Here is a 22,182-nt window from a genome sequence, read left to right on the forward strand (position 1 = left end):
CAAATGTCAGCGGTCATTTGTCATTCGTCATTTGTCAGTAACTAGCGATCGGTCAACCGTCAACCGCCAACTGTCAACCAATTACTGTAAAATCTTAGAGTTAAAAATGACCCAATCTTAAAGCTATTGTGACTTACTGCCTGGGCATCATTACCAAACACGGTTTAGTCATGGCGGCAGATTCGCGCACGAATGCCGGGGTAGACTACGTATCTACATATCAAAAGCTATTTGATTTTTCCCAGTCAGGGGAACGGGTCATTCTGCTGTGTACGGCGGGGAATCTTTCTGTGACACAAGGCGCGATCGCGCAAATGCATAGGGATATTAGAATCCCAGAAGAGGCGAACCTACACACTCTGCCGACACTCTACGATGTTGCCCGCTACATCGGGGCTAAAATCCGGCAAATTCAAGAACAAGACCGCGTATGGCTGAAGCAAGACGGTATTGATGTCCAATGTACTTTACTTTTGGGGGGACAAATTCAGGGACAACCGCCAGAACTATACATGATTTACAGTCAAGGCAACTGCATTCATGCAACTTCAGAAACCCCATTTATGCAAGTTGGCGAAACTAAGTACGGAAAGCCCATTTTAGACCGCATACTGGATTTTAACACGACATTGGAGGCAGCAGCTAAATGCGCGTTGCTGTCGATTGACTCTACGATGAAGTCAAATATTTCCGTGGGACCGCCAATTAATCTGGTGGTGTACGAGAAAGACTCTTTCAAAGTCCAACACGATCTGCGGTTGCGGTTGGGCGCGCCGTATTTAACCAAAATTCGCAAGCAGTGGGAAATTTCGTTGCGGGAAGCCTTTGAGCGAATGCCCGATATTGACTGGGAACGCGATGCGGGTGGAGATGGAGAAGATTTTCCCGATACTTAAATCGGTATTACGTTTACGGAATCAGGAGATACTATACTGTTGTTAATTTCTAGAGAATGAGTTGGCGATCGCAATTTAATCTACGTCACCAATTCCTCATATTTTCACAAACTATTCATCGAAAGTTTCTACTTCCTTCACAAACTATTCACCTTTTTGGTTTAACTTCAAAATTAATCAACAACAGAGGAGATTTACGCCATGACTTCCTACATTCCTTTTGAAAATGCCCTGCAATTCCTTGCTGCTGCTTATCTAGCTTCTGTTTTCGGAATTATGGCTATTTCTCAATTCTGCTTGGCAGTTATTGAAACTTCAGAACAATCAGTCAAGTAATTTGATAAATAGTATGTCTTGATACAGTATTTTTTGAATTACCGTGCATACTGCGATCGAGAGAAATTAGGCTCTACAATTGCTGGAAAGCTAGCATAGTTGCGCCGCACCCAATCCATACCCACCTCGTTATTGAGTTTAATATGTTGAGGTGTGTTGACATAGATTTTACTCAAGGTATATGCATCTTGCTCGGTGACGACTTCAACTAGTCGCAAAAGGTTTCGTTTAATTGCATGAGCAATCGGGTGATTTGCTTTCACGAACATCAGAACGTAGACGCGAGAGTGAGTTTCTGATTCGGGAAGGTAAAAATGGCACTCTTTTAAGCTCAACAGCGGACTCTCACCGTGTACCATGCCCATAAATGGAAAGAAGTTTTCTAAATGTGCTTCTAGTACTTGAGGCATTGCCAATAGTCCGGGGTTTTTGAGAAAATCTTGCAGATTTGGTTTTTTGCGTACTTGTGCAATGTAAGCATGGGAATGCAACCCATTGTCGATAAATTGTTTGAACGGACATGCGATCGCGCTACTACCATCAGACTTTTTTACACACCATCCTGCTGATAGCATTGCACCCATGTGCGGACAAGCATTCGGTAAGCAACTAATATTACCCGTACTATCTTGCCACAGCACGTAGTCTTTGCCGTAAAGCGACACCTTCATCGGCAGGTTAGGCTTAAGCATAGAACGATGTGCTAACAGCCAAGGTGCGCCTTATAGCATGATAAAAATTGCCTCAAAAATAACTTACTAATTAATTAGTAAGTCTAAAAGAATGAGGAGGCGATCGTCAAGCAATTAGCTATTTTAATAACAGCTTGACAATTGGGAGAGCGGCATAAGCAGCACGAATATCTTCTGAATTACTATGATTATATGTATCTTGCCACGAAAATAAGAAACGAGAACCTATTGTTCTCAAGTTTGCTGGAATAGAAGCTGTGGGGATATCCCAAAACCAATGTCCGTCCAACATTCCTAATCCCACTAGACGCTCAAGAATGACTCGCGTGTAGCCACCATTTCAATGAAAATCAACTCTGACGGGTTCAAACCACCAACATAGGCTCATATGATAAGTTAGGCTCAGCCAATACCTTATGATAAGGGGAAACAAAAACAGTCAGCATGAATATCACCTTAAAACCAGAGCAAGAAAAGACAGTCCAGACGTTGCTAGCATCAGGTAAATTTAAGAATGTTGATGAAGTCATTCAAGCAGCACTGCACTTGCTAGAAGAAGATAATCGTGAATATCAGCAGTGGGTGATTGAAACTCGCGCTAAGGTTGAGGAAGGAATCGCATCGCTCGAACGCGGGGAAGGAATCGATGGTGAAACATTTGTCAACCAGTTGTTAGCAAAATTCAAGCAGGCAAGAGAAACTCAGCAATGAGTCAGTATATTATCTCTCAACCTGCTGTTCGCGATTTGCAAGACATTATTAGCTATTTTGCAGTAGAAAATGTAAATGCTGGTGAGCGTCTTCTACAGTCGTTCAATCAGAAATGTCAGCAACTTGTTAGTTTTCCTAATATGGGACGACAGTATGAGAATTTACGTCTCGGCTTGCGAGGACTACCGTTAGATGGGTATATTATCCTCTATCAAGTTGGGAAAGATAGAATTGAAATTGTCAGAGTTGTGAGTGGTAAGCGCAATTTAAAATCTCTGTTTGCAAGTCCAGAAGAGGAATAGCAAACATGGCTCGATCGCCCTCTATGAAAAAACAGTTTCGAGATGCAGAAGCGACTCAAAAACAGATTCTTGATGCTGCTGAATTAGAGTTTGCGAAGCATGGGATTAAAGGCGCTCGAATGAGCGATATTGCCGATCGCGCTCAAATTACAACTGCAACAATTCACTACTATTTTGAAAATAAAGAAGGTTTATATAAAGCAGTTTTGCAACGTCCAGTAAATGAAGTTCAGGCGATGGTAAGTCAGCTCAAACTTGACGATTTATCACCTGAAGATGCACTCAAACAAATTATTCGAGTTGCGATCGCCTACGAAGCAAAAAATCCTCGTCGTCAGATGCTTTGGTTTCAAGAAGCCAGCCAAAATCAAGGTTTTTATTTTAAACAAAGTAACGTAGAAAGCTTACACGAACATTTAATTAAAGTCCTCAATCGCGGCATGGAAGCAGGCTGTTTTCGTTCCCTCGATCCAGTATTAACATTAACTCATATTTTAAGCGTTTGTATTTTTTACTTTACCGTACACGAAAATTGGAAACATTTAAATTCGGGGAGCGATCGCCTCAGTAAGGAAATGGTAGAAAAACATACTGAGGCAGCAATTAAATTTATTTTGGCAGCGGTAAAAAATTCTACTTAAAATCTAATTTTTTTGAATTGGATCTTCTTGAGGTGGATGTCTTCCAATCTGTCTATCTGCGGCTCGAATTCCAATGACTCTCTCTCTATTTAAAGCTAATGCTTCAACTGTTATTCGTCCAACTTGCGTCACTCCAATAATCAGTAATCCATCTGCAGACCAAATAAAATGTTGGCTCTAATTATCTTATCGAGGATTAAATAGAGGTACTTCTTCTGATGTTTCTGGCAATACTATTGTGACACGATTTGTTTTCCGACGATTGCAATGGAAGCAAGCCAGTGCCAAGTTCTCTAAATTATTGTTGCCACCCAGCGATAGAGGAATTATATGGTCTACCGTAAACTTCACGTACTGCCATTGCTCTGAAGCGTGGCAATATTCACAGAGGTATTTTGCTCGTTGTCGTACCTGTGCTTGAATTGATTCAGGAAACTTACGCCCAGCCAACTTTATTCACTCTGCTGACTTAAATACATATTGCGAACTACTCAATTTACAAAACTTAAGTAATCGTCAATTTCTTCATAAAAATCTAACTCTTGTTCTTCTTCTAAACTTATGTTTGCTTCTTGCTGTTTTACTAGCAGTTTTTCAATTCTTGTTTGAACGGTTGCTGATGCCCGAAAAATCGGAACCCCTTCTTCTAGCTCTATTCGCACAGCCCCTTCCCCTGGTAAACTTGTAGGAAAATCTTTTAGTTTAGGCAGCAACCAACTATTCATCCTTCTTGATCCTGCAAAATAGTTTTTGACACGATCCGTGTTTTCTTGCGATCGCTTTCCGATAATTCCTCTCCTGACTGCAAGCGCGTGGCGTTATCTTGTAAAACAGTAGCGGCACTGCGATCGCCCATTTGCAAGGCAGTTTTAGCCGCAGTTTGTAACATTGTCGCTGCACCTGCGCGATCGCCTTGTTGTAATTTCAGTTCGGCTAGCTGTGTTTGACGATATTTAGCTAATGCCAAAACATATTGCTGTACTTGCGGATTGTTGACAGGTTTATAATCCCGTACCACGTTAATTTCTACCGGAATATTGTCAGAAAGTAAATTAGTTTGGTCAATCGATGGATCGTCGTAACAGATTTGAACGCTAGCAATAGTGTGCCTGCCTTCCGGTAACTGACTGATATACATATTTGCTAACACCACCCGTTCGGAGTCCTTCATCAAGTCTCCCAGGCGTACGGTGTAACGTCCGTAGGTATCTTGTTGTATGGGTAATTCAATTGCATCTGGCGCAACTTGGGCAATTGGCTTGAGTTCTGCAAGTCGCACTTTAGGAATGAACGATAACAGCAGGTAAGCGTTTGTCAATTCCACAGCTTGAATGCGATCGAATAACCGCCCAAACTCTTCTAGAATTTGTTCTGGATGTTGAATGTAAGATAAACCGCCACCGCCCGCATCGGCAATTTTTTCTAAAATATCTTGGTTCCAATAATCGCCAAAGCCTAGAGTGTTGAGGGTTAAGTTGTAGCTAGCTGCCAGTTGTGCCAATTTCAGACAGCGATCGTTGTCGCCGTGTTCGTTTTCTCCATCCGTCAGTAAAAACGCCTGGGAAATGGCTTCTTTTTTGCCTTTTCCTAGTTCCTCAATCCCTAATTTCAGCCCTTCATCGATCGCCGTGCCACCTTCAGCATATAAGCGGTCGATTTGCCGTTTAATGTAGTCAGGATTGTTAACCGTTTGGTTGGGAACGATTACCTTGGCACGGTGATCGAACACGACAATCGAGAGGCGATCGTCTGGCTGGAGGCGATCGACTAGTGTTTGTGCTGCTTGTTTCACCGTTTCAATCGGTTGTCCCTTCATCGAACCACTTTGGTCGAGTATTAAACAAAGATTAAGCGGAACTTGCCGCTGCGAATTATTTGCGAGCGCAGAAATTGACACCGCCAACTGTCGCTGACTTGTAGCTTGATGTGCGTCTAAATTGACATCGTTCAGGGTAGGCTGCAAGCTAACCTTCATACCATTCGTCCTATCTAACCAGATGTGATATCAACTGCTCCACAGCCCCATACTGTTGCTACGGAAAAGTTATGTTAAGTCCATCTCTATTGTCAATTACAGAATATCCTATGTGCTTCTATCTCGGATGCGATCGCCACCTCAAATCCATACCTTAAATTTCCGGGTGAGGAATCCGTACCCCTTTTCAACTCATCCTCAAGCTAGGATTACACTATCAGATAATGTCATTATCGCATTATTGTAACCGTCTGGATTTGCTATGGTTTCACCGATTAAAGCCGTTCAAGCCCCCTACTATGGCGATAACTTCTACCGCACGCCACCGCCAGACTTACCCTCTCTACTACTCAAAGAGCGGATTGTCTATCTTGGTATGCCCCTCGTACCCGCCGTTACCGAGTTAATTATTGCCGAATTACTCTATTTGCAATCTGACGATCCAGACAAGCCGATCAAAATCTACATCAACTCTACAGGGACTTCTAGCTACAATGGCGAACCCATCGGCTTTGAAACCGAAGCCTTTGCCATTTACGACACGCTGAGATACATCAAACCTCCCGTTCACACCATTTGTATCGGCTCGGCGATGGGAATGGCAGCAATGCTGCTTTCTGCTGGAACTCCAGGTTGTCGTGCTAGTCTGCCCAATGCCAACATTATTTTGCACCAACCCAAAAGCTACGCCCAAGGACAAGCTACGGATATTCAAATTCGGGCTAAGGAAGTGTTGGCAAATAAAGCAACGCTGTTAGATATTCTCGCTAAGACGACAGGACAGCCACTCGAAAAAATTGCTAAAGACATGGATCGGTTATTTTACTTGACTCCTCAGCAGGCGAAAGAATACGGTCTGATCGATCGCGTCTTGGAGAAACAAGACTTAGCCAATCCTCCCCTACCAGCTGGAGTCATCTAATTTGTCATTTGTCATTTGTACAGTTTTAACCAATGACCAATGACGACTAACTAGTCACCTAATTTTAAGAACGGAGTCGGAAAAATGCCTATCGGTGTACCAAAGGTTCCCTATCGGATGCCAGGGGAACAATACACTCAGTGGATTGATATTTACAACCGCCTTTACAGAGAACGGATCATTTTCTTGGGGCGAGATGTGGATGATGAAATTGCCAACCAAATCATTGCAGTTATGCTTTATTTGGATTCAGAAGATCCAGGCAAAGATATTTCCTTATACATCAATTCCCCTGGTGGAATGGTGACATCTGGAATGGCAATTTATGACACGATGCAACACATCAAGTCTGATGTAATTACAATTTGTGTTGGCTTAGCTGCATCAATGGGTTCCTTCCTACTTGCTGCGGGTACAAAAGGCAAGCGTCTTGCCTTACCTCACTCGCGAATTATGATTCACCAACCATCAGGTGGGACTCGCGGACAAGCATCAGATATTGAAATTGAAGCGCGGGAAATCTTGCGAATTCGCGGTCAATTAAACCAGATTTATGCTAACAACACAGGTCAACCTCTAGAAAAAATTGAAAAAGACATGGATCGTGACTTCTTCATGTCAGCAGAGGAAGCTAAAGCATACGGTCTAATCGATCACGTAGTCGAAGAACGTCCTTAGTAGTTAGCAATTAGCCATTAGCAATTAGCTGTTAGCAATTCACTAATGGCTACTCTTTTTTTTGCACCTTTGCGTCCTACTCTACGAGCAGCCGCTTCGCGTCTATGCGTGACATTATCCATATGACTAACACCGTCAAAGTCACAATTAAACTTTTCGCTGCCTATCAAGAGGCATACGGCAAATCGGAAATTGCATTAGAATTTCCTCAGAATACACCAGTTGCAGCAGTGCGCGATCGCCTGATCTCCGAACATCCACAACTCTCTCAGTGGCAGGATTTGACTCGCTTTGGTGTAAATTTACAATTCGTCGAACCCGATACTCTCCTTCAAGACGGCGATGAGGTGGTGTTGATTCCTCCCGTCAGCGGTGGCTAGTAAGAGAAGTCAAAAGTTAAAAGTTAAAAGTCAAAATTTGTAGGGGTGGATTCACCAGAGATCTCTATACATATTTGAGTAACTCAATAAACATGCCCTTACAGGATTTGCAATTTTAAATTGATATATAGTGATTCTCATTATGATGCGATATATTTGTAGGGGCGCACAGCTGTGCGCCCCTACAGATCTTGTATTTTATCCAATTGAAAACGGCTATATTTAAATTAAAATAATTTTATTTGTTGCCTGTCCGGTGTTATCCACATCATAAATAATTGGTACACCTGTAGCGAGTTCTAGATTTGGAATGACTTCAGGACTGAGGCGATCGAGTTGCATAATAATAGAGCGTAAAGAATTGCCGTGAGCTGCAACTAAAACATTATCTCCTTGTTTTAACTGGGTAAGAATGCGGCTATGAAAAAAAGGGAGAGTACGCTTCATTGTATCCTCTAAACTCTCGCCACCCGGAGGGCGAATTGAAAAAGATCTTCGCCATGCTTGTACCACATCCGCACCGTATTTCTCGGCTGTCTGCGCTTTATTTAATCCCTGCAAATCGCCATAGAAACGCTCATCTAGTGCCATGCTAGGAATGATGGGAAGTTCGCAACTTGAATCGCCTTGATATTTATCCCAACCGTGCCAATAAGGATCGTCAGCTTCATGTTTTAGCACGGGATTTTTCCCAGCACAAATTTCTTCAAATTCTGTCAGGCAAATAATCGCGGTTTCAATAGCCCGAATTAATAAGCTAGTAAAGCAAATATCAACTCGATAATCTCTTAGTTTATAAGCTGCTTTTGTTGCCTCCAATCGCCCTAATTTACTCAAAGGCACATCTACCCAACCCGTAAATTTGTTGGCAGCATTCCAGATACTTTGTCCGTGCCGGATAAGGATGAGTTTGGACATAATCTTTTGTCTTCAATCTAATTGAAACATTTTCAATAAAATATGTTTAATTATAAAACAGAAACTTTTGTTTGAAATTCTTCTCAAATTTTAATCTAGCAATGTTGTCACTGAAGTAGGAAATTATGTAAATTCAGATATAGAAGATATAAAGAGAGTGCAATCAGAAGTTTTTCTGATTGCTTCTCACCAATGAAAAAACTTCAGTAGCTACAATTAATAAAATATTAGGAGAACTGAACATGAGAATTAGTTCTTCTGCTACTAATCATGCGCGACGATTGTATCAACTCGGCAGTTTTTTTGTTATTCCTGTTTTTTTTCCTATGCTTGGCAGTGCTAGGATTGAGCTTAATTCCGTACTTCAACCAGCTAATAGAAATCTTAGCTCCAACTTTATTGAATATAATGATGTATTCTTGGCTAGGATTTATGGGAAGCTGTGCAGTTGGCTTTATATTTGACTTATCGTATGGACTGAGAAAATACTGGAGCAGTCCTGTACGAAACTATGTTTCTATTTTCGTATTGTTTATTGCAGGATTAATTTCCGTAATGGTATCGCGACAGCTAATTAACTTTATGACTGGGGGTGTCGATCCATCTTCTCTAGCTGGCTCCGTAACTGCACTTGCTAGTTTATTAACACCAATAATATATCTTGGAACGGCTTTCATCGTCTTGCCCCTAATCTTTCACATAGCATACATTGCCTTAATGCCAATCGGCTTTAATTTTGCCCTTCTAGCTAGATCTATCCCTCAGATTTCACGTCGTCTTTCGTTACCAGAATGGGAAGTGTTTATACTTTGGGGTGGTAGAGCAGTAGGTTCGGTTACTTTGGCATTAGTATTATTTTTGTCATCAGTAAATCTTTTGAGGCTAACACACAATCAAGTCTCTTGGCTACTCACAAATATAATAGTTCGTAGTAGCCATCACGAGCTAAGCAATGAGTGTAAGAACTACAAAGTTGGCGAATGGATCGCTTCTATTGGAAACAACAAGATTAATGTAGCAGTACCAGATAAAGTTGTTGGTTTCAGATTTGAGAAGCGAAACTGTAACTAAATTTATCATCAAATACCACATTTATTAGGTAAAAGAATTATGAAATGGCGCGTGATTCTCGAACCAGATTTAGAAACAGGTGATTGGGCTGTTTGGTGTCCAGAATTACCAGGCTGCGTATCAGCAGGAGAAACAAAGCAAGAAGCTTTAGAAAATATTCGGGAGGCAATAGAACTTTATCTTGAGCCTGAACCAATAGAATTATCTACAGGAGCGATCGCTTGCGAGGTTACAATCGAATGACTCGCATACGACGCATGAATGCTGGTGAAGTTGAAAGCATTTTGCAGCGTTACGGTTTTGAATTAGTGTCACAAAAAGGTAGCCATCGTAAATGGAGAAATCTGGCGCGACAACTGCAAGTCATTGTGCCATACCATCGAGGTCGCGATTTACCGTTAGGAACCTTGCGTAGCATTATGGTTGGCGCTGACATTCCAGAGTCGGAATGGAAAAGCTAAAACTTACCGTAGCAGTATAAGAGATCCCCCCAACCCCCTTAAAAAGGGGGCTAGGACAACAGATCCCCCAACCCCCTTAAAAAGAGGGGCTAGGAAAACTTCTAATGTAGGGACGTTGACAAGTAGCGCCTCTACCATTGGTATTTTTATGCTGAGGTAGAGGTGACAAGAGAGTCATCTTGCCGCTGGTTCTGAGTTTGTCCTTGATTTGCTTCTGCCGTGTAGTCTTGAATTGCCTTGACAGTAAGAGATTGAGATTTAAGCGCCCGAATCGCTGCTGCTGTAGCCCGCGCCCCTGCGATTGTCGTGATGATGGGAATTTTGTAGGTGAGTGCCGATCGCCGAATCAACTTAGCATCAGTTTGCGCCTCTTCACCAGAAGGCGTATTGATAATTAACTGAATGTTGTGATTCTTAATCGCATCGAGGACGTGCGGTCTACCTTCATGTAACTTGAGAATTAACCCCACCTTTAAACCATGCTCTTGCAATACTCGACGAGTGCCATCGGTGGCAATGACATCAAACCCTAATTCGATCAAATCTCTGACTACAGGCACGACTAAGGGCTTATCGCGCTCGTTACAAGTCACGAAGACCGTTCCTTGTAGGGGTAGAATTTCCCCTGCACCCAACTCGGCTTTAGCATAAGCTAAACCAAAATCGCGATCGATCCCCATAACTTCGCCCGTCGATCGCATTTCGGGACCGAGTAACGTATCCGTACCAGGAAACTTCTTAAACGGTAATACCGCTTCCTTGACCGCAATGTGATTTAACTTCGGTTCCTCATTTAAGCCCAACTGTACTAAGTTTTGCCCTGCCATCACTAATGAAGCTAACTTCGCAAGTTGTACTCCGGTTGCTTTGGAGACAAATGGCACCGTCCGCGAAGCACGCGGATTTGCTTCTAAGATATAAACTTGCGGGTTATAGGTGTGCGCCCCCACAACGGCAAACTGAATATTCATCAAACCAACAACTTTGAGCGCTTTGGCTAGTTGTATAGTTTGAGTGCGAATTTTCTCTAATACCGGAGTTGGTAAGGAAATCGCAGGTAGAGTACAAGCCGAGTCGCCAGAATGAATTCCTGCTTGCTCGATATGTTCCATTACCCCACCAATGACAACTTTACCTGTAGTATCGGCGATCGCATCGACATCTACTTCGATCGCATTTTCCAAAAACTTATCGATTAAAATTGGATGCTCCGGCTCTACCTGCACCGCAAAGGTCATGTAACGCTCTAATTCGGTGTCAGAATAGACAATTTCCATAGCGCGACCACCCAAGACGTAACTCGGACGTACCACCACCGGATAACCAATCTTCTGAGCCACTACCAGGGCATCTTCATAGCTGCGAGCAATACCATTAGGCGGTTGGGCAATATTTAAGGCGTGCAGGATCTTTTCAAACTTTTCTCTGTCTTCAGCGGTGTCTATCGCTTCGGGAGAGGTTCCCCAAATTTTGGTAGTCGCTCCTCCAACTCCCCCTGCTCCCTGCACCGAAGCGCTCCCTGCTCCCTGCAAATACTGCTGCAACGGTAATGCCAACTTCAGCGGTGTTTGTCCGCCGAATTGGACGATAATGCCGAGTGGTTTTTCGACTTCGATGATGTTGATTACGTCTTCGAGCGTAAGGGGTTCAAAATAAAGGCGATCGCTAGTATCGTAGTCGGTGGAGACAGTTTCGGGGTTGGAGTTAACCATGATCGTCTCGTAGCCAGCCCCTTTGAGGGCATAGGCGGCGTGACAGCAGCAGTAATCGAATTCAATTCCCTGTCCGATCCGGTTGGGTCCACCACCCAAAATCATCACTTTGGGACGGTCTGAGGGACGGACTTCGGTTTCGCCGTCGTAGCTGGAGTAGTGGTAGGGAGTTAAGGCTTCAAACTCAGCAGCACAGGTATCGACAGTTTTGTAAACGGGGACGATACCGAGGCTTTGGCGATATTGCCTTACTTGAACTTCACTGGTTTTAGTGGCAAAGGCAATTTGCTTGTCACTAAATCCCTGTTGTTTGATGGCGTATAGTTGTTTGCCATCCAGCGATTCTAGGGGAGTGCGTTTGAGCAGCTTTTCCGTTTCCAGCAGTTGTTGGAAAGAGTCTAAAAACCAGGGATCGATCCCTGTGAGTTCGTAAATTTCTTCATTGCCCATGCCCAAAAGCATCGCTTGGCGCACGGCGAAGATCCGTTCTGGGTTAGGAGTACGCAAGTTGGCGCGAATTTGTTCGAGGGAAGGCAGTTTTTCTTGCTTGTCACAACCCCAGCCGCTTCTACCTGTTTCTAAAGAACGCAAGGCTTTTTGAAAAGATTCGTTGAAGGTACGCCCAATTGCCATTGCTTCCCCGACAGATTTCATTTGCGTGGTGAGTGTCGAATCTGAGCCGGGAAATTTTTCAAAGGCGAAGCGGGGAATTTTGGTAACTACATAGTCTATGGTTGGTTCAAACGAAGCTGGGGTCTTCTTCGTGATGTCGTTGGCGATCTCGTCGAGCGTGTAACCGATCGCAAGTTTAGCAGCAATTTTAGCGATCGCAAATCCGGTGGCTTTGGATGCTAAAGCTGAAGAACGCGACACGCGAGGATTCATTTCAATCGCCACGACTTCGCCGTTAGTGGGGTTAATCGCAAATTGGATATTAGAGCCGCCTGTTTCCACGCCAATTTCGCGGATGATCCGCACTGAGTAGTCGCGCAGCCGTTGGTATTCTTTGTCAGTCAGGGTTTGAGCGGGGGCGACGGTAATGCTGTCTCCGGTGTGGATACCCATCGGGTCGATGTTTTCGATGCTGCAAATAATGACGACATTATCGGCACAATCGCGCATCACTTCCAATTCATATTCTTTCCAGCCAATTAAGGACTTATCGATCAGAATTTGCGAAACTGGGGAAGCGTCAAGTCCAGATGTGGCGAGTTCGAGAAATTCTTCTTGGTTATAAGCGATACCTCCACCCGTACCGCCTAAAGTGAAGGCAGGGCGAACGATGAGGGGGTATGTACCAATTTCTTGAGCAACACTTTTAGCTTCTTCTAAGTTGGAAGCAATACCACTGGGGCAAACAGCAACGCCTATTTTTGCCATCGCTTCGTTGAATTGCTGTCTATCTTCAGCCTTTTCAATCGCGGCGAGGTTAGCGCCAATCAATTGTACGCCGTATTTTTCTAACGTGCCGTTTTTGGCAAGATTGACGGCGAGGTTGAGGGCGGTTTGTCCGCCCATTGTCGGTAAGAGTGCGTCGGGACGCTCTGATTCAATCACCTGGGTGACCAGTTCGGGGGTCAGCGGTTCGATGTAAGTGCGCTGTGCGGTTTCAGGATCGGTCATGATCGTGGCAGGATTGGAGTTAACCAAAATCACTTCATATCCTTCTTCCCGCAGGGCTTTACACGCTTGCGTACCCGAGTAGTCAAATTCGCACGCTTGTCCGATGACAATTGGTCCTGCTCCCAATAGGAGGATTTTTTTGATGTCAGAGCGCCTTGGCATAGTCCTTTCCTTTGTCAGTTATCAGTTATCAGTTATCAGTTGTCAGAAGACAGGAGCCAGGAGTCGTACGGGCGGGTTTAGCAAATAGATCGACAACCTCAACAGTCATATCTTCGGTCAAAACCCGCCCGTACAGGAGTCAGGAGTAATTGTGAATCGACAACCTCAACAGTATATCTTCGGTCAAAACCCGCTCGTACAGGAGTCAGGGTTTTAGTTGCGGTCACTGTCCCTAGCCCTTAGTTTGTTGCGACCATACACGGGTAGGCAGTCCCCAGACGTAGATAAAGCCTTCAGCGGCTTTGTGGTCGAATTGGTCTGCGGCTCCGTAGGTTGCTAGTTCGGTGTTGTAGAGGGAATTGTCCGATTTACGTCCGACAACGGTGGCGTTTCCTTTGAAGAGTTGGACGCGCACGGTACCGGAGACTCGTGCTTGAGTCTGTAGGATAAAAGCATCGAGGGCAGCTTTGAGGGGGCTGTACCACTGTCCGTTGTAGACGAGTTGGCTGTAGGTTTCTTCAATTCCCCGCTTGTAGCGAGTGACATCAGCAGTCAAGGTGAGACTTTCGAGGTCGCGGTGGGCATGAATTAAAACTGTCATGGCAGGAGATTCGTAAATTTCCCGCGATTTGATTCCGACGAGGCGGTTTTCTACCATGTCAATGCGTCCTACACCGTGGCTACCAGCGAGTTGATTGAGTCGATCGATCAGTGTAACTGGCGCTAGGGTTTCGCCATTTAAAGCGACTGGAACACCACCTGCAAAGGTAATTTCAATATATTCCGGCTGGTTAGGAGTGTCGGCGATCGCCTTTGTCATTTGATAAATTTCTTCTGGCGGTTCTGCCCAAGGATCTTCTAAGATTCCCGCTTCGATCGCCAGTCCCAACAAGTTCTTATCTAAGCTGTAGGGAGAAGATTTTTTGACTGGAAAGGGAATGTCGAACTTTTCGCCATAAGCGATCGTTTCTTCCCGACTCATACCCCATTCTCTAGCTGGGGCAAGAATTTTTAAATTGGGATTGAGCGCGCCAATGGAGACATCAAACCGTACCTGGTCGTTACCCTTACCCGTACAACCGTGGGCGATCGCATCTGCACCATACTTTTCAGCCACTTCTACTAAGACTTTCGCAATTAACGGACGTGCTAAAGCTGTAGCGAGGGGATAGCGATTTTCATACAAGGCATTGGCTTGAATCGCTGGGAAGGCATACTCTCTGATGAATACATCTTGTACGTTTGCCACTAACGATTCATCTGCGCCCGATTGCAGTGCTTTTTGGCGAATTGGTTCGAGTTCGTCGCCTTGTCCTAAATCGACTGCTAAGGTAATGACTTCTTGCACGCCCCATTCATGCTTGAGGTAAGGAATGCATACAGAAGTATCAACGCCCCCAGAATATGCTAGTACAGCGCGCTTAGCCCGACTTGTAGAGTTACTGATACTTGTATTTGTTGCGAGATTAGCTGGGGTTGTCATTTGTCGATCCTCAACATTTTAGTGCGTGGTGCGTGAATTAATAATTAGTAAGGTGAAATTTCGTTGCTAAATTCTTGCAATCTAGATAAGATTTCCCAGCGTTGAACTTGTAAGCGATCGCGATCGGCTTTGACTGCTTGTTTGGCTCTGTCAATCTTCATTTGCTCGATTTGCAGGTTTCTACATTCAACTTCTAAAGCATTTTCCCTATCTTGAATTGTATTGAGTTCGTTTACAAGTAGAGCGGTCATTGCATTAACATTTACCTGGTAGATGAAGCGATCCATGATACACTCCTTGAAAAAGTTAATAGGTAAACGCGGTAGGAGCGGGTTTGTAAAGTATCTCTGATTCCAACAAACATCTCAGGTAAACCCGCCCGTACAAAAGTCAAACCTTGGAAGCTGCTATTGGTTTTTGTTTCATTAACAGTCAAGATAAGCAAAATGAGTGAAGATTTTGTGAACCGAGTTTCACGCCGAAAAATTTTGTTCCAAAGAACTCATGAAAAGCCGATCTTTCAATACCATTGTGGTACTGCTGTTGCATTCAAATCCAATTCGTTCGTAGAACCGTTGCTGATGCGTAGTCATTAAATAAACTCGTTCGACTCGACTCATGCGGGGATGACTCAAGACTGTTTGCACTAGTTTTCGCCCTAGTCCCCGCCCTTGATAATCGGGATGAATCGCCACATCCCAAATCGTAGCGCGGTAAATTCCATCAGAAGTCGCTCTGGCAAAACCAATCAGCCGTTCTTCATCCCAAACACTCACGACTGGTTCGCTATTGGCAATTGCGATGCTCAGATCTTCTAAGCTGCGTCCTTGCGCCCAAAATGCCGCTTGCTCGAATAATGTTTGTAATTGGAGTAAATCGTCTTGCGATTGCTGCGGTTGGCGTAAAGCGTTACCTGTAGCAATACAGAAACAAATTTGACTGCTATCTGTTTGTGATGATGCCTCTTTAGTTGGCGATACGGTAGATGTCATTCTCGAAATGGTAATTGGTAGTTGGTAATTGGTGAGTGGCTTGTGGTTGGTGGCTTGTGGCTAGAATTTTTATCTAGTCACCAGTCACCAGTCACTAATATCTAGTTACTGTTTCGCAATTCCTTCTTCGCGGGCGGCTCTTTGGACGGCAGCTGCAACGGCTGTGGCTACGCGATTGTCAAACACGGACGGGATGATATACTCTGAGTGCAAATCGCTGGGTTTAATTAAAGAAGCGATCGCGCTGGCTGCTTCTAAACACATCGTGGTTGTAATCGTGCTGGCACGACTGTCTAAAGCACCGCGAAATACGCCAGGAAAGGCTAGGACGTTGTTAATTTGATTTGGATAGTCGCTGCGTCCCGTCGCCATAATTGCGACATCGTTCATCACCAGTTCCGGTTGAATTTCAGGGATGGGATTTGCCATCGCCATCACAATTGGGTCTTTTGCCATCGATCGCACCATTTCAGGAGTGACTACACCAGGGGCGCTCACGCCAATGAAAACATCGCTGCTTATCATAGCATCGGCAAGACTTCCAGCTTGACTAACGGCAAATTCTTGCTTTTCCTGATTCAAGTCTGTCCGATGAGTAGAGAGAATGCCTTTAGAGTCACACATTAGTATATTCGTTGCACCAGCTTTTTGTAGCAAGCGGGCGATCGCAACTCCAGCGGCTCCCGCACCGTTGATGACAATCCGAATTTGCTCGATTGGTTTGTTGACAATTTTGAGCGCGTTGAATAAAGCCGCTAGCGTGACAATTGCCGTACCGTTTTGATCGTCGTGAAATACGGGAATATCTAATTCTTGGCGCAGGCGCTTTTCAATCTCAAAGCAGCGCGGAGCCGCAATATCTTCTAAATTGACTCCCCCAAATACAGGGGCGATATTCTTAACTGTAGCAATAATCTCTTCTGGATCTTGAGTTGCTAAACAAATCGGAAAGGCATCAATTCCGGCAAATTCTTTAAATAACATGGCTTTGCCTTCCATGACTGGTAATGCTCCAGCTGCACCAAGATTACCTAACCCTAAAACCGCACTGCCATCCGTGACGATCGCGACAGTATTTTGTTTAATTGTGAGACTATAAACTTGTTCTGGATCTTGAGCGATCGCCGTACAGACTCGACCGACTCCAGGTGTATACGCCATTGCCAAATCGTCTTGACTTTTGAGCGGGATTCTGCTGTTTATAGTAATTTTGCCACCACGATGCAAATTAAAGGTGCGATCGTAGACGCTCATTAACTTGACATCTGCCAATTCTTTCACTGCTTGGACGATCGTTTCGGCATGTTCTGTACTAGAAGCATCAACGGTCACATCGCGAGTCGTGAGTTGGCGAGTTTGGGCAATTAAATCTATTTGTCCCAAATTACCACCACTATTGGCGATCGCTTGAGTCACTGCTGCCAGCATTCCCGCTCGATTCGGAATTTGCAGGCGTAAAGTCAGACTATAACTTGAGTTCGGCGTGAGAATTACCATAGATGGATGTGAGGGATCGGGATAAAAAGAGAGTAGAGGGAACTGGGAGAGAAAAAGCTAACTCTGCCCAATCGTCAATTACTAATAAACAAACTGTAACGATTTTGAAATATAGAGCGTATAAGTGAAAATTTTGTGAATAGGTAAAAAATTATCCATCGCCGCAAACCCTCAGAACTGTCACCAAATCTACCAAGTGAGATCAAATCTTCCTTTATGCTGACGGAAATACAGTTATCAGTTATCAGTTATCAGTTATCAGTGAAGAATGGAGTGTGGGGTGTAGGGTGTAGTGAGTGGTGCGCGATCGTTCTCCCTCCGCTCCCCCAGCTGGGCGACTCTCCCTCAGCTCTCTTTCCCGACTCCCGACTCCCGACTCCCGCATCATGAAAATTCTGCTTGTAGAAGATGATGAAACTATAGTTCAACTGCTCCAGCCAACGCTTGCCAGTCAGCGTTATTTGGTGGAGCTAGCGACTGATGGTCAAGCAGGATGGGAACTGGTAGACAGTTTCGAGTACGATCTGATTTTATTGGATGTGATGCTGCCCAAGTTAGATGGAATTAATTTTTGTAAAAAGCTACGGGCAAAAGGCGATCGCACTCCGGTTTTGCTACTGACGGCTCAAGATTCCAGTACTGACAAGGTTAGGGGATTAGATGCTGGTGCGGATGACTACGCGCTCAAACCGTTTGACATAGAGGAACTATTAGCTCGCATTCGCGCTTTATTACGGCGCAGTAGTGGTACACCATCCCCGGTGTTAGAGTGGGGTTGCTTACGGCTCGATCCTAGTAGCTGCGAAGTCACCTATGACGGTAAACTTTTGCATTTGACAGCAAAAGAGTACGGCATTTTAGAATTACTACTGCGTAACACCCATCGCATCTTTAGTCAAAGTGCGCTCCTCGATCGCGTCTGGACATTTGACGAACCCCCTACGGAAAATACTGTCAGAGCGCATATCAAAAGTTTAAGACAGAAAATTAAAAAAGCCGGAGCGCTAGACCCGATTGAGACAGTTTATGGATTGGGATATCGGTTGAAGGCGGAAGAACGGGAGTTGGGAGTCGTAGGGGCGGGTTTATCAAAAGATTTACGGCTTACATCAGTAGATCTTTGCTCAAAACCCGCCCGTACAGCAGAGTCGGGGAGCAGGGGAGCAGGGGAGCCACAACCATCAACCATCAACTATCAACCATCAACCCAATCCCAAATTCCAGTAGAACTAATTCCATTGTGGGAAAGACATCGAGAGAAGTATATTGAACGGATTGGAGTGATAGAACAGGCGATCGCATCTGCCAAGCAAAAGTGTCTCGATCCTCAAATACAATCCCAGGCAGCGAAAGAAGCTCATACTTTAATTGGCTCTCTTGGTAGTTTTGGCTTAATTGCTGCTTCTGAATTATGTCGCCAAATTGAAAGAGAATTATCTGATGAAACTCAAGTAACTCAAGAGCGTATAGGGCATCTTTCAACATTTGTCGCCGCATTACGGCAAAATTTGAACGCTGTAGAAGAAGTCAAAAGTCAAAAGTCAGAAGTCAAAACTCAAATTCCCCTACCAACTACCAACTACCAACTACCAACTACCAAATTACTAGTCGTAGACAGCGATCGCCAGATGACGCAAGCTTTAACAACAGAGGCTACAACGGCAGGAATGGAGGTAGTTGTGGCACGCGATTTGTCTGAGGCACAATTGGCAATCGCCTCCACCAAACCTGATGCAGTCCTGCTCGACCTCTACTTTTGCCAAAATCGAGAGCATGGTTTGCAGTTTTTGTCAACCCTAGCAAATGCACAACCACCGATCCCTACGGTTGTCCTGACTGCACCACAGAGTTTTGCCGATCGCGTGGAAGCAGCTCGGTTAGGGGCGCGGAGTTTTCTGCAAAAGCCAGTCCCACCAGCTCAAGCGATCGCGGCGATCGCGCAGGCTTTGCAAACATCTACAACTCCAGAAGCCAAGTTAATGCTTGTGGATGACGATCCACAACTACTCGAAAGATTGCAGGTATTACTAGAACCTTGGGGATTTAGACTGACCTTACTTGCCGATCCTCAGCAATTTTGGCATTATTTGGAAAACTTTCGCCCCGATCTGCTGATTTTAGATATAGAGATGCCACAATTGAGCGGGATCGATCTGTGCCAAGTGGTACGCAACGATCCCCAGTGGAGCGAACTACCAATTATATTTCTATCCGCTCGTACTGATGCTGAGACAATTCATCGAGTTTTTATCATCGGTGCTGATGATTACGTAAACAAGCCAGTTATCGGACCCGAACTCGTTGCCAGAGTACTAAATCGCTTAGAGCGCAGTAAAATTCGTCACCAAATGTTGCAGCTTCAGAAGGCAAAATTAATGACAAGCGAGTAGTGAGTGGCTAGTGGAACCAGTGGCTGTTGGCTGGTGGCTGTTGGCTGTTGGCTGAACTCTTTTCTAGTCACTAGCCACTAGTCACTCATCACTGATAACTGATAACTGATAACTGACAAATGACAAATGGAATTGCCAGTCGTCGATTAGGTTTAGCGCTGTTATATTTGCTGACTCTGTTTTGTTTGGGCTGGGTGTCTTTCTACTCCCTCACAGAGTGGCGGGTAACGGTCGATCGCCAAGTCGAGCTGCAAATAGAACTAGCTACATCAACTGCACCAGAGATCGTTGCCCAACAACAATTGTTGCAGCAGACGGCGCGGGAAGCAAAAACACGGGCTGACAATGCGATTGCCGTGTCTCTAGTTAGTTTCAGTTTCAGTGCGATCGGATTTTTATTAGTCTATTACCTCTTAAATTTACAACTACAGAGAGAACTTGCCGAACGCCAGCGTGCGGAAGAGGCTCTACGTCAAGCTGAAACTAAGTATCGCAGTATTTTTGAAAATGCGATTGAAGGAATTTTTCAAACAACACCAGACGGACGATATTTGACAGCAAACCCCATGCTGGCAAAGATTTATGGTTATTCCTCTCCCGCCGAACTAATGGCGAATATCTCGGACTTGGGACAACAACTTTACGTCAATCCCAACCGCCGAACTGAGTTCATTCGCCTACTACAACAGCACGACACTGTAGCGGGGTTTGAGTCTCAAGTCTATCGTCGAGATGGTCAAGCGATTTGGATTGCAGAGCAAGCAAGAATTGTCAGAGATGATAACGGTAAGCCGCTTTATTATGAAGGTATTGTCGAAGATATTACCGAGCGCAAACAAGCAGAAGAAGAACGGGCAAAGTTGATTGCGATCCTCGAAGCAACTTTAGATTTTGTCGCTACTGCCGATCTAGACGAACGAGTACACTATTTAAATAGCTCTGCTTGTAAAGTTTTTGGTTTCGATCGCGATCGCGATTTCATGGGTTTGCATTTGAGCAATCTTCACCCTGCTTGGGCTTACGACCTCTTGCACCGCGAAGCTATTCCCAAGGCAATTCAGGATGGTGTTTGGGTCGGTGAAACAGCAATTCTGAGTCATGATGGACGCGAAATTCCGGTTTCTCAACTATTGATCGCTCATAAATCCTCGCAGGGAAAGGTGAAGCTGCTCTCTACCATTGCCCGCGATATTACTCAGCGCTTGCAAATTGAAGCTTCGTTGCGAGAAGCAGAACGACGTTGGCGGAGTTTGTTAGAAAATGTCCGTTTAGTCGTAGTAGGACTCGATCGCCAGGGAGTTGTCGAGTATGTCAATCCTTTTTTTCTCGAATTAGTAGAATATACCTCAGAGGAGGTTTTGGGTAAGAATTGGTATGAAGTGTTCTTACCACCGCATCAGCGTCAGCGCGTGCAAGAGCATTTTCTGCAATTACAGCAACAAGGCTTGCATAACTATTATCAAAATTCGATTTTGACGAAATCTGGGCAAGAAAGGTTAATTGCTTGGAATAACACGATCTTGCGTGATTTACAGGGTGAGGCGATCGCGACTCTCAGTATTGGGGAAGATATTACGGAACGTTACGCGATCGAACGCATGAAAGATGAGTTTGTTTCTGTTGTCAGTCACGAACTTCGCACGCCTTTAACTTCAATTCACGGAGCGCTAAATTTATTATCTAGCGGTCTAATTGACGCTCATAGCGATCGCGGACGGCGCGTGATCGATATTGCTTCTGAGGGAGCCGATCGCTTGGTGCGGTTGGTGAACGATATTCTGGAGTTGGAACGCTTGGAATCGGGAAAAATTAGTTTATTGCAGCGATCGTGCAATGCGGCTGATTTATTAGAAAAAGCAACGGATTTGATGCAGGTAATGGCAAATCGTGCCAAAGTTACTCTATCTGTTTATTCCCAAGATATTCAACTCAACGTCGATGGCGATCGCATTATTCAAGTCTTAACTAATCTCCTTGGGAATGCAATTAAATTTTCTCCAGAAGGCTCCACAGTTGAGTTAAGTGTTGAAGCGATCGAAGCTGGTGAGAATTCGGAGTTCGAAATTTTGAATCCAGAGTTAAATTCTGCCTCAGCTTCCCTATCAACAAATATTCTCTTCACAGTTAAAGACCAAGGGCGTGGTATCCCAGAGGATAAGATTGAAAGTATTTTCGAGCGTTTTCATCAAGTTGATGCCTCCGATTCCCGAAAAAAAGGTGGCACGGGACTCGGATTAGCAATCTGCCGTAGCATTATACAGCAGCATGGTGGACGAATTTGGGCAGAGAGCGTGTTAGGTGAAGGAAGTCGTTTTTATTTCACGCTACCAAGTATGTAGG

Annotated in this window: 26 protein-coding genes; 14 read left to right on the forward strand and 12 right to left on the reverse strand. The window is 44.5% G+C overall.

The window, feature by feature from the left end:
• Positions 1-128 precede the first annotated feature (128 nt).
• Complete coding sequence (locus tag QH73_RS19780; RefSeq protein WP_039714110.1) at positions 129-896, forward strand: proteasome-type protease; 768 nt, start codon at positions 129-131, stop codon at positions 894-896.
• 201 nt (positions 897-1,097) lie between these two features.
• Entirely contained in the window at positions 1,098-1,232 is a 135-nt protein-coding gene (locus QH73_RS28915; protein WP_286194138.1) for a hypothetical protein, read from the forward strand.
• Between the two features lie 38 nt (positions 1,233-1,270).
• Here the strand turns inward: QH73_RS28915 and QH73_RS19785 are convergent, their stop codons facing one another.
• Both QH73_RS19785 and QH73_RS19790 read right to left on the reverse strand, forming a co-directional pair.
• Positions 1,271-1,942 carry a Rieske (2Fe-2S) protein gene (locus QH73_RS19785; protein WP_286194152.1) on the reverse strand — a complete coding sequence of 224 codons (672 nt, stop codon included), beginning with the start codon at positions 1,940-1,942 and terminating at the stop codon, positions 1,271-1,273.
• Positions 1,943-2,042: 100 nt separating this feature from the next.
• Positions 2,043-2,228: a hypothetical protein gene (locus tag QH73_RS19790; protein ID WP_132867402.1), complete on the reverse strand. Its 186-nt coding sequence runs from the start codon at positions 2,226-2,228 to the stop codon at positions 2,043-2,045.
• A gap of 140 nt (positions 2,229-2,368) precedes the next feature.
• Here QH73_RS19790 and QH73_RS19795 point away from each other — a divergent pair, with 140 nt between their 5' ends.
• From QH73_RS19795 to QH73_RS19805, 3 genes are read left to right on the forward strand one after another with little or no spacing between them, the layout of a single operon-like run.
• Positions 2,369-2,635, forward strand: a complete 267-nt coding sequence (locus QH73_RS19795) for a ribbon-helix-helix domain-containing protein (RefSeq protein ID WP_039714109.1) — start codon at positions 2,369-2,371, stop codon at positions 2,633-2,635.
• Positions 2,632-2,937: a type II toxin-antitoxin system RelE/ParE family toxin gene (locus QH73_RS19800; RefSeq protein WP_039714108.1), complete on the forward strand. Its 306-nt coding sequence runs from the start codon at positions 2,632-2,634 to the stop codon at positions 2,935-2,937. The genes QH73_RS19795 and QH73_RS19800 overlap by 4 nt, the downstream gene beginning before the upstream one ends.
• Before the next feature lie 5 nt (positions 2,938-2,942).
• Positions 2,943-3,578, forward strand: coding sequence for a TetR/AcrR family transcriptional regulator (locus tag QH73_RS19805; protein WP_039714107.1), 636 nt, complete (start codon positions 2,943-2,945; stop codon positions 3,576-3,578).
• A 186-nt stretch (positions 3,579-3,764) separates the two neighbouring features.
• Here QH73_RS19805 and QH73_RS29215 read toward each other — a convergent pair whose 3' ends face one another.
• The 3 genes from QH73_RS29215 to QH73_RS19820 are packed head-to-tail and all read right to left on the reverse strand — an operon-like array spanning position 3,765 to position 5,553.
• A complete protein-coding gene (locus QH73_RS29215; protein ID WP_309476514.1) occupies positions 3,765-4,028 on the reverse strand; it encodes an HNH endonuclease in 264 nt (87 codons plus the stop codon).
• Between the two features lie 41 nt (positions 4,029-4,069).
• Complete coding sequence (locus QH73_RS19815) at positions 4,070-4,303, reverse strand: hypothetical protein (protein WP_039714106.1); 234 nt, start codon at positions 4,301-4,303, stop codon at positions 4,070-4,072.
• Positions 4,300-5,553, reverse strand: coding sequence for a vWA domain-containing protein (locus tag QH73_RS19820; protein WP_039714105.1), 1,254 nt, complete (start codon positions 5,551-5,553; stop codon positions 4,300-4,302). The genes QH73_RS19815 and QH73_RS19820 overlap by 4 nt, the downstream gene beginning before the upstream one ends.
• Positions 5,554-5,815: 262 nt before the next feature.
• Here QH73_RS19820 and QH73_RS19825 point away from each other — a divergent pair, with 262 nt between their 5' ends.
• The 3 genes from QH73_RS19825 (at position 5,816) to QH73_RS19835 (ending at position 7,533) form a co-directional block, all read left to right on the forward strand.
• Entirely contained in the window at positions 5,816-6,475 is a 660-nt protein-coding gene (locus QH73_RS19825; RefSeq protein ID WP_039714104.1) for an ATP-dependent Clp protease proteolytic subunit, read from the forward strand.
• 84 nt (positions 6,476-6,559) lie between these two features.
• The gene (locus tag QH73_RS19830; protein ID WP_015154722.1) at positions 6,560-7,153 is read left to right on the forward strand and encodes an ATP-dependent Clp protease proteolytic subunit; all 594 of its coding nucleotides are present in this window, start codon (positions 6,560-6,562) and stop codon (positions 7,151-7,153) included.
• A 122-nt stretch (positions 7,154-7,275) separates the two neighbouring features.
• Positions 7,276-7,533, forward strand: a complete 258-nt coding sequence (locus QH73_RS19835; protein ID WP_039714103.1) for a MoaD/ThiS family protein — start codon at positions 7,276-7,278, stop codon at positions 7,531-7,533.
• A 222-nt stretch (positions 7,534-7,755) separates the two neighbouring features.
• On the opposite strand, the gene QH73_RS19840 is transcribed toward QH73_RS19835, so the two are convergent.
• Positions 7,756-8,451, reverse strand: coding sequence for a 2,3-bisphosphoglycerate-dependent phosphoglycerate mutase (locus tag QH73_RS19840; RefSeq protein WP_039714102.1), 696 nt, complete (start codon positions 8,449-8,451; stop codon positions 7,756-7,758).
• A 408-nt stretch (positions 8,452-8,859) separates the two neighbouring features.
• Between QH73_RS19840 and QH73_RS19845 the strand changes: the two genes are divergently transcribed.
• From QH73_RS19845 to QH73_RS19855, 3 genes are read left to right on the forward strand one after another with little or no spacing between them, the layout of a single operon-like run.
• Positions 8,860-9,522 carry a hypothetical protein gene (locus tag QH73_RS19845; RefSeq protein ID WP_132867404.1) on the forward strand — a complete coding sequence of 221 codons (663 nt, stop codon included), beginning with the start codon at positions 8,860-8,862 and terminating at the stop codon, positions 9,520-9,522.
• A 39-nt stretch (positions 9,523-9,561) separates the two neighbouring features.
• Entirely contained in the window at positions 9,562-9,765 is a 204-nt protein-coding gene (locus QH73_RS19850; RefSeq protein WP_039714100.1) for a type II toxin-antitoxin system HicB family antitoxin, read from the forward strand.
• Positions 9,762-9,983, forward strand: a complete 222-nt coding sequence (locus tag QH73_RS19855; RefSeq protein ID WP_039714099.1) for a type II toxin-antitoxin system HicA family toxin — start codon at positions 9,762-9,764, stop codon at positions 9,981-9,983. Before QH73_RS19850 ends, QH73_RS19855 begins: the two co-directional genes overlap by 4 nt.
• 146 nt (positions 9,984-10,129) lie before the next feature.
• On the opposite strand, the gene carB is transcribed toward QH73_RS19855, so the two are convergent.
• From carB to QH73_RS19880, 6 genes are all read right to left on the reverse strand, one after another.
• Positions 10,130-13,480, reverse strand: a complete 3,351-nt coding sequence (gene carB / locus QH73_RS19860; protein WP_039714098.1) for a carbamoyl-phosphate synthase large subunit — start codon at positions 13,478-13,480, stop codon at positions 10,130-10,132.
• Positions 13,481-13,578: 98 nt separating this feature from the next.
• On the reverse strand, positions 13,579-13,707 hold the full coding sequence (locus tag QH73_RS28920) for a hypothetical protein (RefSeq protein ID WP_286194139.1): 129 nt from the start codon (positions 13,705-13,707) through the stop codon (positions 13,579-13,581).
• A 5-nt stretch (positions 13,708-13,712) separates the two neighbouring features.
• The gene (locus tag QH73_RS19865; RefSeq protein WP_052289841.1) at positions 13,713-14,963 is read right to left on the reverse strand and encodes an argininosuccinate synthase; all 1,251 of its coding nucleotides are present in this window, start codon (positions 14,961-14,963) and stop codon (positions 13,713-13,715) included.
• Positions 14,964-15,007: 44 nt separating this feature from the next.
• Complete coding sequence (locus QH73_RS19870) at positions 15,008-15,250, reverse strand: hypothetical protein (RefSeq protein ID WP_039714097.1); 243 nt, start codon at positions 15,248-15,250, stop codon at positions 15,008-15,010.
• A gap of 186 nt (positions 15,251-15,436) precedes the next feature.
• Positions 15,437-15,955, reverse strand: coding sequence for a GNAT family N-acetyltransferase (locus QH73_RS19875; RefSeq protein WP_199316908.1), 519 nt, complete (start codon positions 15,953-15,955; stop codon positions 15,437-15,439).
• A 105-nt stretch (positions 15,956-16,060) separates the two neighbouring features.
• Positions 16,061-17,452: a malic enzyme-like NAD(P)-binding protein gene (locus tag QH73_RS19880; protein ID WP_039714096.1), complete on the reverse strand. Its 1,392-nt coding sequence runs from the start codon at positions 17,450-17,452 to the stop codon at positions 16,061-16,063.
• Positions 17,453-17,668: 216 nt separating this feature from the next.
• Between QH73_RS19880 and QH73_RS19885 the strand changes: the two genes are divergently transcribed.
• The 3 genes from QH73_RS19885 (at position 17,669) to QH73_RS19895 (ending at position 22,181) form a co-directional block, all read left to right on the forward strand.
• Entirely contained in the window at positions 17,669-17,842 is a 174-nt protein-coding gene (locus tag QH73_RS19885; protein WP_165587745.1) for a hypothetical protein, read from the forward strand.
• Positions 17,839-19,842, forward strand: coding sequence for a response regulator (locus tag QH73_RS19890; protein WP_039714095.1), 2,004 nt, complete (start codon positions 17,839-17,841; stop codon positions 19,840-19,842). The genes QH73_RS19885 and QH73_RS19890 overlap by 4 nt, the downstream gene beginning before the upstream one ends.
• A 119-nt stretch (positions 19,843-19,961) precedes the next feature.
• Positions 19,962-22,181, forward strand: a complete 2,220-nt coding sequence (locus tag QH73_RS19895; RefSeq protein WP_052289840.1) for a PAS domain-containing sensor histidine kinase — start codon at positions 19,962-19,964, stop codon at positions 22,179-22,181.
• The last annotated feature ends 1 nt before the right edge of the window (position 22,182 follow it).

The sequence above is a fragment of the Scytonema millei VB511283 genome (assembly GCF_000817735.3).
Lineage (GTDB): Bacteria > Cyanobacteriota > Cyanobacteriia > Cyanobacteriales > Chroococcidiopsidaceae > Chroococcidiopsis > Chroococcidiopsis millei_B.

Bases quoted from the DNA above. Each gene is read 5' to 3' on its own strand.
- QH73_RS28915 (WP_286194138.1), top strand. From the start codon at position 1,098: ATGACTTCCTACATTCCTTTTGAAAATGCCCTGCAATTCCTTGCTGCT.
- QH73_RS19795 (WP_039714109.1), top strand. From the start codon at position 2,369: ATGAATATCACCTTAAAACCAGAGCAAGAAAAGACAGTCCAGACGTTG.
- QH73_RS19800 (WP_039714108.1), top strand. From the start codon at position 2,632: ATGAGTCAGTATATTATCTCTCAACCTGCTGTTCGCGATTTGCAAGAC.
- QH73_RS19805 (WP_039714107.1), top strand. From the start codon at position 2,943: ATGGCTCGATCGCCCTCTATGAAAAAACAGTTTCGAGATGCAGAAGCG.
- QH73_RS19815 (WP_039714106.1), bottom strand. From the start codon at position 4,303: ATGAATAGTTGGTTGCTGCCTAAACTAAAAGATTTTCCTACAAGTTTA.
- QH73_RS19820 (WP_039714105.1), bottom strand. From the start codon at position 5,553: ATGAAGGTTAGCTTGCAGCCTACCCTGAACGATGTCAATTTAGACGCA.
- QH73_RS19825 (WP_039714104.1), top strand. From the start codon at position 5,816: ATGGTTTCACCGATTAAAGCCGTTCAAGCCCCCTACTATGGCGATAAC.
- QH73_RS19830 (WP_015154722.1), top strand. From the start codon at position 6,560: ATGCCTATCGGTGTACCAAAGGTTCCCTATCGGATGCCAGGGGAACAA.
- QH73_RS19835 (WP_039714103.1), top strand. From the start codon at position 7,276: ATGACTAACACCGTCAAAGTCACAATTAAACTTTTCGCTGCCTATCAA.
- QH73_RS19840 (WP_039714102.1), bottom strand. From the start codon at position 8,451: ATGTCCAAACTCATCCTTATCCGGCACGGACAAAGTATCTGGAATGCT.
- QH73_RS19845 (WP_132867404.1), top strand. From the start codon at position 8,860: ATGATGTATTCTTGGCTAGGATTTATGGGAAGCTGTGCAGTTGGCTTT.
- QH73_RS19850 (WP_039714100.1), top strand. From the start codon at position 9,562: ATGAAATGGCGCGTGATTCTCGAACCAGATTTAGAAACAGGTGATTGG.
- QH73_RS19855 (WP_039714099.1), top strand. From the start codon at position 9,762: ATGACTCGCATACGACGCATGAATGCTGGTGAAGTTGAAAGCATTTTG.
- carB (WP_039714098.1), bottom strand. From the start codon at position 13,480: ATGCCAAGGCGCTCTGACATCAAAAAAATCCTCCTATTGGGAGCAGGA.
- QH73_RS19865 (WP_052289841.1), bottom strand. From the start codon at position 14,963: ATGACAACCCCAGCTAATCTCGCAACAAATACAAGTATCAGTAACTCT.
- QH73_RS19870 (WP_039714097.1), bottom strand. From the start codon at position 15,250: ATGGATCGCTTCATCTACCAGGTAAATGTTAATGCAATGACCGCTCTA.
- QH73_RS19875 (WP_199316908.1), bottom strand. From the start codon at position 15,955: ATGACATCTACCGTATCGCCAACTAAAGAGGCATCATCACAAACAGAT.
- QH73_RS19880 (WP_039714096.1), bottom strand. From the start codon at position 17,452: ATGGTAATTCTCACGCCGAACTCAAGTTATAGTCTGACTTTACGCCTG.
- QH73_RS19885 (WP_165587745.1), top strand. From the start codon at position 17,669: ATGCTGACGGAAATACAGTTATCAGTTATCAGTTATCAGTTATCAGTG.
- QH73_RS19890 (WP_039714095.1), top strand. From the start codon at position 17,839: ATGAAAATTCTGCTTGTAGAAGATGATGAAACTATAGTTCAACTGCTC.
- QH73_RS19895 (WP_052289840.1), top strand. From the start codon at position 19,962: ATGACAAATGGAATTGCCAGTCGTCGATTAGGTTTAGCGCTGTTATAT.